Here is a 12,497-nt window from a genome sequence, read left to right as displayed (position 1 = left end):
CTTTTAAACGGCCCTTTGAACTTTACCGGAGCGGATGCATTTGGTACATATATGAAGTTTTCGAGTTTCACCGCCACCCACATTAACTCGTACATTTTGTATATTTACAAGCCAGCGACGCCTGGTGTGGCGATTAGAATGGCTAACAGCATTTCCTGCCGCCGGACCACGCCCGCAACAATCACAAAATTTAGACATCAAGTTTCCCTCCTCTTGTATAAGCCTAAAAACATTAACCAAGGTATTATAACATACTATAATAATTTTTTACAAATATTTTATTGGAGGAATAAATATGAATTTTAGTAAGAAAATGGAAGAACTGGAATCGATATTAAAAACCTTAGAAGGTGAGACTATATCTCTTGAGAGTGCCTTAGCTGAGTTTGAAAAAGGAATAGAATTAGTGAAAGAATGTAGGAACTTTCTAGAAAAAGCTAAACAAAAAGTATCAATACTAACAGAATCAGGAGAACTTCCCTATACAGAAAGAAAGGAATAAATAAGAAAAAATGAATGATATGATTGTGAAAAAGTCAATGAATAAATATCGTGCTCTATTTGAAGACTACCTTCTATCTACTTCATCGAAACGCTCTCAAGGTGTGCCTCGAGAGTTGTTTGAAGCCATGGAATATTCATTAACTGTAGGAGGGAAAAGGCTGAGGCCTGTTTTATGTCTAGCTACAGCAGAGCGCTGCGGATGCACCGCAATAAATGCACTGCCCATGGCTTTAGGCCTTGAAATGTTACATACAGCGACACTAATTCATGATGATCTCCCTTGCATGGACAATGACGATCTAAGAAGAGGGAAACCGTCCAATCATAAAAAATTTGGAGAGACATTAGCCATTCTCGCGGGTGATTCTCTTTTGGCACAATCAATTGAGTTCCCATTGCTAAATTTAAAAAACATTGAACCAGATAATATCCTTTTTGCAATACAAATATTTACCTCTGCAATAGGACCGGCCGGAGTTTGTGGAGGCCAAGCATTAGATATGGATATGCAATCTAATCATAATCCCGAATATGTTCGTGAAATTGCAAAGTTAAAAACAGGAGCTTTAATATGTGCAGCTGTAAAAACAGGTGCTATTTTAGGTACTAGGAACAAAGAAATCATAAAAGCATATAAGAATTATGGATTACATCTTGGCTCTGCGTTTCAAATAGTTGATGATATACTTGATGTCACAGGAACAACAGAAGAACTTGGTAAGAGCCGAGGGAAAGATATGATACAAGAGAAAAATACCCATGTATCTGTATTTGGCCTTGAAACCGCAAAGAAAATGGCTCTAGAAGAGTCTATTCTCGCTAAACAATCGTTGAGTCAACTGCTTGACGAGAATGATTTTTTAATAAAACTTCCAGACTACCTTATAAAAAGGACATATTAAATATATATAACATGCGAACAATGGTGATTTAAGATGAACATACTACAAACCGTAAGAGATTTTAACGGACTTAATGCCTTATCTAAAGATGAAATAGACCAGTTATGCTCTGAACTAAGAGAGCTTATTATAAGTGTTACATTAAAAAATGGAGGACACTTAGCTTCTTCTCTTGGCACAGTTGAGCTTACGGTTGCACTTCTTAAGGTCTTCAATCCAGATTACAATAAAATCATTTTTGACGTAGGACATCAGGCTTATGCATATAAAATTCTAACTAAACGTCTTAATGAGTTTAAAACGTTAAGAAAAAAAAGTGGAATAGCAGGCTTTCCACGAATGCAAGAAAGTCCATACGATTTCTTTACAACAGGGCACAGCAGCACTTCTATATCCGCAGCAATGGGGTATGCAAAAGCACGCGACCTTAAACAAGAATCTCATGAGGTTATAGCCGTTATTGGTGATGGTGCTCTCATAAACGGCGTTGCGTTTGAGGCTTTGAACTGTATTGAGAGCACAAAATCTAAAGTCATAATAGTACTTAATGATAATAAAATGTCTATAAATTCTCGTATAGGTGGCATGGCTAGCCATTTAGCACATCTTGCCGTTAATCCGGCATACAAGAAAATTAAAAATTTTATAAAACAACACTCTAGAAATTCAACAAAACCTATTTCTCTAGAAAATAGAATCGGCAAGATTAAAAATAAATTAAAGTCACTGCTCTTGCCTACAAATATTTTTGAAGAAATGGACATAAGCTATTGGGGACCATTTAATGGACACAACGTTTCAGAATTAGAAGAAGCATTTGAACTCGCAAAAAAATATGAAAAGTCTTTAATCCTGCATGTTATAACCCAAAAAGGAAAGGGGAACCAAATCACCGAAGAATTTCCAGATTACTACCATGGCGTAGATGCAAATAGTAGCTTAATCCGCCCATCTTTTCTAACAAAACCATCAAAAATTTCGTGGAGCTCTGCCATGGAAAAATCTTTAACAGCACTAGCTCAAACTGATCCTCGTATTGTTGTTTGTACTGCAGCGATGAAAGAAGGGACTAAACTTGGTAATTTTGCAAATAATTACCCTGAAAGATTTTTTGATGTCGGAATATCTGAAGAACATTTACTGATATTTGCTGCAGGCATGGCGGCTGGTGGATTAAAACCTGCAATATGTATTTATTCAACTTTTTTACAGCGTGCTGCTGACCAAGTAGTACATGATATTTGCATTCCTAAATTACCTGTATTAATTGGTATTGATAGAGCTGGACTAGTTGGAGCTGATGGAGAAACTCATCATGGGGTATTGGATGTTTCTTGGTTGAGAGCAATACCTGAACTTACGTTTGTTGCTCCTAGAGATATAGCTGACTTAAATTTTTTTGTTGCAAAATGGATTAATTTAAATCGACCAATAGTAATCAGATACCCTAGAGGGACTGCCCAAGAATTACTTTGTCGTAAAAACTCTCAATCTGTTGAAGAGTGGGGCATGGCTGAAATATTAGTTAAAGGAGATAGTATTTGCCTTATCGGTATAGGCAGCACTATTCCGCTACTTTTAGATGCCCAGGAGATACTGGCGTCGACATATAACATTAATGTAACTCTTGTAGATTTAAGGTTCATAAAACCCATAGATTTTTTTACAATAGATAAAATATTAAGTAAACATAACTTGATAATAACAGCAGTAGAATCCTTTCTCATTGGAGGAATTGGAGAGGCAATTGCTTCTTACGTAAACAGAAACGGATATAATTGTAAGGTATTATCCATAGGCGTTCCTGATAAATTCATTGCTCAAGCTCCAATAAAAGATCAATTTGAAGAATCTGGGCTAACTGTTAAAAATATTATCGAAATTTGTATAAATCATAATGGCTAAACTAATAAGATTAGATAAATTGCTGGTTGATAAAAAACTAGCGGCAAATAAATTAATAGCACAGAGCTATATAGAATCAGGAAGAGTATACATAAATGGAATAAAATCAGATAAAATTAATAGACAGGTTCCTCCAGATATATCTCTAAAATTGGATATTCAAGATAAAAAATGGGTGAGTAGAGGTGCCCTTAAACTTTTAAAAGCATTAAATGATTTTAAGATAGTTCCGGAAAATAAAGTCTGCGTAGATATAGGAGCTTCTACTGGTGGCTTTACTGATGTTCTTATTACAAAAAAAGCTAAGCATGTATATGCAGTTGATGTTGGCTATGGTCAACTTGCATGGAAATTACAAAATCATCCAAAGGTTTCTATCTTGGACCGTACAAATGCCAGATTTTTAACAACAGATATGCTAGATAAACAAAAGGTTGATATAATTGTATTGGACGTTTCCTTTATCTCCATAACCAAGTTGCTGTTTCCACTTGAAAAGCTTTTAAAAGAAGAAGGCGAGATGGTTGTATTACTAAAACCTCAGTTCGAAGCAAATAAAGATGAGATTAATGGGGGAGTAATATCGGAACAAAGTATTCACACAAGAATTATCGAACGTATATTTTATTTTATAGATAAAGAAACGAATTTAAGTCTCATAAATGCAACTTACTCACCTGTAAAAGGACATGAAGGGAACATAGAGTTTTTATTGCATTTAAGTAAAGAAAAGGTTTGGAAGGAACGGCCTACTGGCAATATAAATATTGATTATCTTGTCAAAAATGCATATAAATTCACATAGTTTATAAAGAAAGTCGGGCAGAATTAAATGAAAAGAAAAAAAGAAAATATAGGCCTACTTTTTAATACGCAAAAAAAAGAGGCCATACAAATGGCTGTGAAACTTCTTTCATGGGGTTCTTCTAATCATATTAATTTTATGTTGCCACAACAAGAAGCGGCATCTTTAAATCTAAATGAAACAGAAGAAAAGGTTTGGAAAGAAACCGTTAGCTTTGCCGTTGTATTAGGGGGAGACGGAACTTTTTTACGAGCCGCCAGATTTTCGTTAGGATATAAAATTCCACTTTATGGCATAAACTTGGGACGGCTTGGCTTTCTAGCAACAGGCAGTCCCAAATCAGCGATAAACGACATTAAAAAAATATTAATAAACAAATACTCTTTACAAAAACGTTCTCTCCTTAAAGGACACGTTATAAGAGACAATCAGATTATACATGAACTACATGCTCTAAATGACTTTGTTATTACTAATAGTGCCCTCGCCAGAGTAATAGATCTTGAAGTCACCATTGAAAACGAAATTCTCTCTCTCTATCTTGGAGATGGTTTAATAATCTCGACACCAACTGGATCGACGGCATATGCTCTTTCAACAGGAGGCCCAATAATACCGCCACATGTACCGTGCATGCTCTTAGCGCCAATATGCCCACACTCTCTTTATACTCGTCCCGTAGTTTTAAGCAGCAATGATATCCTGACGGTAACCCCAAAAGGAAACGCCAGAAACTTGGTCCTTACTCAAGACGGGCAAATTGGCTATGGCATTTTACCCGACGATATTATAAAGGTTAAGCTAGACTCAGACCTTCACGTATATACAATAGAACTTGAAGGTCGTAGTTATTATGACACTCTTAAGAAAAAATTACGTTGGGGTTTCAATGCTATTTCAGACGGAGGAGATATGGCTTGATAGAAGAACTTTTCGTCCGTGGAGTTGGTGGTATAAAAGAAGCCAAGCTAACCTTTAAGGGTGATTTTATTGTACTTACAGGAGAAAGCGGGGCAGGCAAAAGTAGCCTCGTAAGAGCAATGGAATTTATCACTGGCAAAAGAGCTCAAACAAATATGATTCATACTTTGGAAGATTCATGTTATATTACGATGTCTTTATCATCTAATAATAAAAAAGAAAACGATAATCTGCCAGATGTGTATAAATCACAGGATGGAATAACTGTGGTGGAAAGATCTTTTAGTAAATCAGGTAAAGGAAAAACTTCGATACAAGGTTTTTCTACTTCAATTAACATGCTATCCAACTTAATGGAAAAAAAGGTTGTAATACAAAGCCAGTTCTCTCAGCTTGACCTTATTGACCAATCAAAACAAATGGAATTATTAGACTCATTTGGAAGTGACTTGCTAAAAAAAACAGCAAGTGAACTTTATCATATATTTAACGAAACCATTAACATTGAAAAAGAACTACTTAACCTTAGAAAAAAACGCAGAGAAATTGAAAATACATATCAAGACTACGAAACTATTTTAGAAGAAATTAAAATACTAAACCTACAAGTAAATAGTGAAGAATTATGGCAGAAAGAACTGGCCGAACTGCAAAATACGTATGAACACAATATGACATTTAGAGACATTTCTCAAAAACTACAGGGCTCTCCTTCTAACGATGGAGTCTTGGATGAGTTAGAAAAGCTTTCCAAACAAACATATGACTTAACGACTGACGATAAATCTATCCATCATTGTATTGAAAAGATACTCTTCTCAACTCAAGAACTTACAAAAAAGCTTGCTGAAATTACACTTTCTGATCTTGAATTAAAAAAAATAGAAGAAAAGCACCTCCTCCTAGAAAAAAAGATAGGTTCGCTGAGAAAACTAAAAAGAACATTAGGTGTTTCTGATTCCAAAGATGTTATTGATTATGCAAGAAAAGCAACTTACGATATAGAATGGCTTAAAAACTCTAATAAGACGCTTGACGACTTGACAGACCAAGTAGAAAAACATAAAAGAGATATCTCTTCAAAAGCTCTTGCTCTTAGAGCACTTCGAAAAGAATCCGGAGAAGCGCTATCTAAAATTGTGAATAATAATTTAAAAGAAATGGCTATGGAATATGCTAATTTTGGAGTTGTAATTGATGGACATGATAAAGTTCGTGCTACTGGTGCTGACAGAGTCTCTTTCACACTTGCACTCCTAAATCAAGAGCCCCTTCCTGTTGCAAAGAATGCTTCAGGTGGAGAATTAAGCCGAATATTGATATCCTTACAATTAGCACTTGGAGACAACAACTTACCTGACACACTTGTCTTTGACGAAGTGGAAGCGGGACTTGGTGGTAGAACGGCCCTTCTCGCTGGATACAAACTTAAAGAGTTGTCCAAAAGATGTAGAACTATACTTATAACACATGAGGCTACTATTGCGGCTATGGCTGATCAACACTTTTTAGTAAAAAGGGTAGGAGATAACACAAGTATTGAAGAAGTTAGAGGAGTAGAACGCGAGCGTGAAATTGCAAGAATGCTAGCCGGGGATGAAAACTCAGCAGAAGCCTTAAAACATGCTAATGCCCTTCTTTATAACACCTAATACCTTTCCTTAGTCTAAATATTCTTCTATAATTACTTAAAATCTTATATGTTTCATGAAATTTAAAATATATATTTCTAATTTTAATTAAAAATTCTTGACATTTATATATAAAACCAGTAGAATGCACAAGTTATAGAACACGCTTGATGTGGGCTTTAAAAGCTTTTTAGCTGCCTAACATACAGCGGAGGGAGGAAAATCGATGTATGCAATAATTGAAACAGCAGGTAAACAGTATCGAGTATCAGAAGGGGACAAAATTCGTGTAGAAAAAATCGATGCAGAAAATGATGCAGAGATTACTTTCGATAAGGTTATTCTCTTAGGTAAGGATGACACCCCTCTTATCGGCACGCCTTATGTAGAAGGCGCATCTGTAACGGCGAAAATTCTTGAACACGGTAAAGAAGATAAGGTTATAGTTTTTCGATATCGTAGAAAAAAGAACTACAGAAAGTTTAGAAATCATCGCCAGCAGTATACATCTATATTAATCAAAAGCATTAATGCCTAAAGGGGGACAATAAACATGGCACATAAAAAAGGACAGGGCAGTAGTACAAACGGTCGCGATAGTCAGCCCAAATATCTTGGTATAAAACGTAGTGACGGACAATTTGTCAATGCTGGTACAATCTTAGTACGTCAACGTGGAACAAAATTTCATCCCGGCAATAATGTAGGTTTGGGAAGAGATTATACACTCTTTGCACTTAGAACTGGTAAGGTTCGCTTTTTAACTAAAGCAAAACGGAAGTTCGTAACTGTCGAACCCGAAACTCTTTAGTTCTTCAAAAATAAAGCTACTAAAGGGGGCCTTAAATTAGGCCCCCTTTAATTTTCAGATTACCCTAGAAGTTTTTAAAAATGAGGTATTTATATGAAATTTGTTGATTCACTACGAGTTTCTGCCAAGGCTGGAAGAGGTGGAAACGGATGTATGAGTTTTTTAAGAGAAAAATTTAAACCTAATGGCGGACCTGACGGTGGAAATGGTGGGCGTGGAGGTAGTATAATATTTGAAGCCACTACAAATATACAGACTCTCGCTGACCTGGAACATTTAAGAATCATAAAAGGAGTCAATGGTGTACACGGAAAAGGACGCCAAAAAAATGGTGCAGCCGGAACAGATACTGTCATCTTTGTGCCATGTGGTACTCTTTTTTATGACGCAGAAACGAACTTAGGACTTGCAGATCTTGTAGAGCCTGGAGATCGCTTTTTTGCTGCTATGGGTGGAAGGGGAGGACGAGGCAACAAACACTTCGCGTCTTCTAGAAGAAAAGCCCCCAGATTTTGCGAGAAAGGTGATTTAGGAGAAGAAGTTGAATTACGTTTAGAATTGCATCTAATAGCTGATATAGGGTTGGTAGGGTTACCAAATGTTGGTAAATCAAGTATTTTAGCAGCGATATCCAATGCAGAACCAAAAATTGCTGATTATCCCTTTACTACACTTTCGCCGAATCTTGGGGTATTAAACACTGGATTCGAACGGATTGTAATCGCAGATATTCCTGGCCTTATTGAAGGAGCCCATCTTAATAAAGGATTGGGCTTAGAATTTTTAAGGCACATAGAACGTACTCGACTTTTAATACACGTGCTTAGTTTAGAACACAATGATTTTAATCAACATATAGCGGATTTCGAAATAATTAGACATGAAATGAAATCATATGATAATCAATTAAAAGAACGCCCTTATATAGTAGTTGGAAATAAAATCGACGTATTGGATGATACTAATGAAGTTATAAAAGCTTTAGAAAAACATTTTAAAAAGAATAATATTAAGTTTTATCCTATCAGTGCATTAACTGGAGAAGGAGTTGTAGACTTAGTAAAACAGATAATAGAATTTTCCAAATCAAACCCCAGACCCCACAGTGAGGTACGATTATTTGCCGTTGAAGAGAAAATAGATAATACTTTAAAGCGTCAGAAAAACAAGATAGAAGTAATAAAACTCCATGGAGGCGGATTTCAAGTCATACATAGACAGCTCGAAAAGGCCGCAGAAAGATATGATTTAACCCAGGATGAAAATTTAGGACGCTTTATAATATTACTTAGAAAATATAAAGTTGAACAACTTCTTGAGGCAGCTGGTGCACAAGCCGGTGATACAGTGACAATTGGATATAGTGATTTTAATTTTTATCCTGGTTATTTTCCACCAGATATGGATGAAGATAATCAAGAAACAGATAGTAATGAAAATACAAGCGAATAGTATTAAACAAAATATGAAAAAATCAACTATCATTACCTACGGAGGCCACATGAAAAACTGCCCTATTAGAAAGATAGGAATAATGGGAGGGACTTTTGACCCTATACACTACGGACACCTTAGGGCTGCAGATGAAGCTCATGCTGCACTGAACTTGTCCGAAGTAATTTTTATACCAACAGGAGTTCCCCCACACAAAACAGGACAAAGGGTTACCTCTGCCGAAGACCGGTATATGATGACCGTATTAGCAACTACTGACTGTCCCTATTTTAGTGTTTCAAGAATAGAAATAGAAAGAAAGGGAACAAGTTACACTGCAGACACACTAAACATACTTAGTTTAATGCCAGAATATCAAGACGCGGAGTTTTATTTTATTACAGGCTTAGATGCAGTTATGAATATACTTACGTGGAAAAATACAGGTGACATTCTCAAAAAGTGTAAATTTGTAGCTGTTAGTCGCTATGGCTATACACATAAACATCTTCAAAATGAGCTAACAAAAGATTTTTTAAAGCTTATCATTCCCCTTGAAATACCTCTCTTGGCTATTTCAAGCACAGAATTACGCGAGCGAATTAGAAACAATAGAAGTATACGTTTTTTGGTGCCACCACTTGTTGATAATTTTATTGAAAAAAATAATTTATACAAAAAATCATATGGAGGTATATAGGTGAAGCTCAATAAAAAAAGTATTATTATGATTTTTTGTGCAATTCTTTCTCTAACTGCTGGAATAGGATTACGTTTTTATAATGCCCTTCACTCAACCTCAAGCGATATTTTAAAAGAGGTTCAAAAAAATATTGATAGTGAAAGTGCTCAGTATAGGATATTAAAGGAGCAAGGACGCTTTAATATTTTAGTTTTGGGAGAAGATAATGTTGACAGTTCAAGAAGATCTGACACCATCTTATTTGTAACTATCGATATAGATGATAAAAATGTACGCATATTATCTTTACCTAGAGATACAAGGGTAGAGGTTTCTGGATACGGCTACCAAAAATTAAACCATGCTTTTGCTTTCGGAGGGCCAGATCTTATAAAAGCTACTGTTGAAAAATATATTGACCAACCTATTCTATACTATCTACTTGTTGACTATGACTCTTTCCCTGCCCTTGTAGACGCTTTGGGTGGCATAGAAATTGATGTACCCAAAAAGATGCGGTATGTAGATCGAGCAGGAAAGCTAGACATCAATATAAAACCCGGGCTTCAGCTTATGGATGGGCAAACTGCATTACATTTTGTAAGATATCGTAAGGATGCATCTGGAGATATAGGGAGAGTACATAGACAACAACAATTTATCAAAGCCTTGGTTAAAAAAGCTTACGATCCAAGTAATATTATAAAAATTCCCAAAATAACAAAACAATTAATAAGGCTGTTTAAAACAGATATGTCGCCATTATTAGCTGTTCAGTTAGCAGGATTCATACAAAATGAGTTGCCTAGAAATCAGATATTCTTTTCAACTTTACATGGGACCCCAGACTTTATAGGTAAACTTAGTTACTGGATTGGAGATGTAGAAGAAGCAAAACAATTTATAAGTGAGCCTGTAGAAGTTCTCCTGTCTGGAAATGGTAAATTAAATAAAACTACAACTTTTGCTGGTGTATCAATGACATATTCTAATGCTACAGATGATATAAATAATCTTGGCACTGAAAATAGTAGTAGTAATAATAATATTATTAAAGGATCTGAAATTGATAACAAAGAGAATATATTAACAAACATAAAGTCCATGTCCGATTCTATAGCGGTATTAAATGGAACTGGCAAGGCAGGAATAGCCGAAAAAGTTGCGACTAAATTACAACAAATAGGAATAGATGTTATCCATAAAGGCAATGCAAAACACTTTGACTACAAGACTATGAATATCATATACCCAACAACAGCATCATTATCATGTATAAATACTGCCCAAACACTGGGTCGTTTGATGAATATTCCACAAACTCTCATTAGGCAAAACAAACAAGCTTATTATGCAACAATTATAATTGGACACGACTATGATCTTTTATTGTCCAGGCTAGATAGGATTATTGAAATTACAAGCAAAAAGACACATTAAGCAATTAAACAAAAATATACAAAAGAATATAAAAGGGATGATATTTTATGAATACAAACACATTAAGAGATGAATTTTTAGCCCAATATAAGCCTATAGCAGATGCCTTAATAGAAAAACACGCTTTATCCGTCACCTTACATGACTTATCCCAGGTGTCAGGGTTCACAGAGGCCTTTATTGTCGCAATTGCACAATCAGATTTACACGCGAAAACACTAAAAGACATTACAAGTAGAATATTAGACGATTTAAAATTACCACATAATATTGAAGGAGAAAACAGTTCTAAATGGTGCCTAATGGATGCTGGACACCTTGTAGTTAATATATTAAGCAAAGAAGGGAATGAGTACTATCGACTAGATTCTCTTTGGGGAGACGCTCCGGCAAAACACTTTGAAGACGAAGAAAATAAGCTTTGATATTTTTTACCTTTTACACATATACAAAGTTAATTTCTATTAAATAAATATTAGTTTTATAACCTACATTTAGAATCACTTTGAGTGAGAGAAGTGGGTATAAAGAATACAAAAATATAGCGGCCAACTTTATAAAGAAACAGAAAACATAAAAAGACCGCTATATTTAATATTAAATTAATGTCTTATAATATATCTTATGTTACGTTAATTCTATAAAATTATTATTTAACTTTTCACAGCTTTTTTAACTATATCAAAAAAACTATTAGGGTCTATCGAAGCACCACCGACTAGAACACCATCAATATCTTTTTCAGTTAAAAATGATTCTGTGTTATTTGTTTTTACACTTCCACCATAGAGAATAACACTCTTACTGGCTTCCTTTTCTCCAAATGATTCGGATATTAACTCCCTTATAAAAGAGCAAACATTTTGTGCATCAGAAGAAGTTGCTGTGATTCCAGATCCAATTGCCCATATCGGCTCGTAAGCTATTATTATTTTTTTGGAAAATTGATCAATTTTTATTTCATTTAGTCCCTCTAGAAATTGCTTTCTTATAACTTCATGTGTTTTTTGTGACTCTTTTTCTTCAAGATGCTCGCCTAAACAGAATACTGTTGTCAGATCTTCTTCAAGTGCAGCTGATATTTTTTTATTTAGAAATATATTTGTTTCATTAAACAAAGTACGCCTCTCACTATGTCCTATAATAACATGTGAACAGCCTGCTTCTTTCAACATCTGTGCTGAAATTTCCCCTGTATAAGCACCTTTTTTTTCCCAGTGCATGTTTTGGCCACCTAATATAATAGGTAGTCCTGTTTTTACTTTTTCATGGATAATATTTGATAGTGAGATTGAAGGTGGAAATATCGCTATTTTTATCTTTTCATCTTTTTGAGCTTTTATTACGCTCGTTGTTTGAAAAAACAACTCCGCAAATCGTAATATATAATCCGTGGCTTCCTTAGGTCCGTTAGCCATTTTCCAATTACCAGCAATAAATTTTTCACGCATCAACACACGCC

Annotated in this window: 14 protein-coding genes; 12 read left to right on the top strand and 2 right to left on the bottom strand. The window is 35.1% G+C overall.

All coding sequences use genetic code 11. The annotated features are described in order from the left end of the window. Window positions 1-3: 3 nt before the first annotated feature. Window positions 4-198, bottom strand: coding sequence for a 50S ribosomal protein L28 (locus GXZ13_02095; GenBank protein ID NLX74631.1), 195 nt, complete (start codon window positions 196-198; stop codon window positions 4-6). A 97-nt stretch (window positions 199-295) separates the two neighbouring features. Here GXZ13_02095 and xseB point away from each other — a divergent pair, with 97 nt between their 5' ends. The 12 genes from xseB to rsfS all read left to right on the top strand — a co-directional run bounded on the left by xseB (window position 296) and on the right by rsfS (window position 11,460). Continuing rightward, a complete protein-coding gene (gene xseB / locus GXZ13_02090) occupies window positions 296-502 on the top strand; it encodes an exodeoxyribonuclease VII small subunit (protein NLX74630.1) in 207 nt (68 codons plus the stop codon). A 10-nt stretch (window positions 503-512) separates the two neighbouring features. Beyond that, the gene (locus GXZ13_02085) at window positions 513-1,406 is read left to right on the top strand and encodes a polyprenyl synthetase family protein (GenBank protein NLX74629.1); all 894 of its coding nucleotides are present in this window, start codon (window positions 513-515) and stop codon (window positions 1,404-1,406) included. A 33-nt stretch (window positions 1,407-1,439) separates the two neighbouring features. After that, window positions 1,440-3,311, top strand: coding sequence for a 1-deoxy-D-xylulose-5-phosphate synthase (locus tag GXZ13_02080; protein ID NLX74628.1), 1,872 nt, complete (start codon window positions 1,440-1,442; stop codon window positions 3,309-3,311). After that, window positions 3,304-4,116, top strand: a complete 813-nt coding sequence (locus tag GXZ13_02075; GenBank protein ID NLX74627.1) for a TlyA family RNA methyltransferase — start codon at window positions 3,304-3,306, stop codon at window positions 4,114-4,116. The genes GXZ13_02080 and GXZ13_02075 overlap by 8 nt, the downstream gene beginning before the upstream one ends. A 27-nt stretch (window positions 4,117-4,143) precedes the next feature. Then, window positions 4,144-5,037: an NAD(+)/NADH kinase gene (locus GXZ13_02070; GenBank protein NLX74626.1), complete on the top strand. Its 894-nt coding sequence runs from the start codon at window positions 4,144-4,146 to the stop codon at window positions 5,035-5,037. Further along, window positions 5,034-6,689, top strand: a complete 1,656-nt coding sequence (locus tag GXZ13_02065) for an AAA family ATPase (protein ID NLX74625.1) — start codon at window positions 5,034-5,036, stop codon at window positions 6,687-6,689. Before GXZ13_02070 ends, GXZ13_02065 begins: the two co-directional genes overlap by 4 nt. A 205-nt stretch (window positions 6,690-6,894) precedes the next feature. Further along, complete coding sequence (gene rplU, locus GXZ13_02060; GenBank protein ID NLX74624.1) at window positions 6,895-7,206, top strand: 50S ribosomal protein L21; 312 nt, start codon at window positions 6,895-6,897, stop codon at window positions 7,204-7,206. A gap of 15 nt (window positions 7,207-7,221) precedes the next feature. Then, window positions 7,222-7,479 carry a 50S ribosomal protein L27 gene (rpmA, locus tag GXZ13_02055; GenBank protein NLX74623.1) on the top strand — a complete coding sequence of 86 codons (258 nt, stop codon included), beginning with the start codon at window positions 7,222-7,224 and terminating at the stop codon, window positions 7,477-7,479. Between the two features lie 93 nt (window positions 7,480-7,572). Continuing rightward, on the top strand, window positions 7,573-8,931 hold the full coding sequence (gene obgE / locus GXZ13_02050) for a GTPase ObgE (protein ID NLX74622.1): 1,359 nt from the start codon (window positions 7,573-7,575) through the stop codon (window positions 8,929-8,931). A 64-nt stretch (window positions 8,932-8,995) separates the two neighbouring features. Further along, a complete protein-coding gene (locus tag GXZ13_02045) occupies window positions 8,996-9,613 on the top strand; it encodes a nicotinate-nucleotide adenylyltransferase (GenBank protein NLX74621.1) in 618 nt (205 codons plus the stop codon). Further along, window positions 9,614-11,035 carry an LCP family protein gene (locus GXZ13_02040; protein ID NLX74620.1) on the top strand — a complete coding sequence of 474 codons (1,422 nt, stop codon included), beginning with the start codon at window positions 9,614-9,616 and terminating at the stop codon, window positions 11,033-11,035. Between the two features lie 47 nt (window positions 11,036-11,082). After that, entirely contained in the window at window positions 11,083-11,460 is a 378-nt protein-coding gene (rsfS, locus tag GXZ13_02035) for a ribosome silencing factor (protein NLX74619.1), read from the top strand. A gap of 228 nt (window positions 11,461-11,688) precedes the next feature. Here the strand turns inward: rsfS and GXZ13_02030 are convergent, their stop codons facing one another. Further along, window positions 11,689-12,486 (bottom strand): triose-phosphate isomerase, encoded by a 798-nt coding sequence (locus GXZ13_02030; protein ID NLX74618.1) that lies wholly within the window; start codon window positions 12,484-12,486, stop codon window positions 11,689-11,691. Window positions 12,487-12,497 lie beyond the last annotated feature (11 nt).

The organism is Synergistaceae bacterium (assembly GCA_012728235.1).
Taxonomy (GTDB): Bacteria; Synergistota; Synergistia; order Synergistales; family Synergistaceae; genus JAAYFL01.
This window is presented reverse-complemented; position numbering and strand designations above follow the sequence as displayed.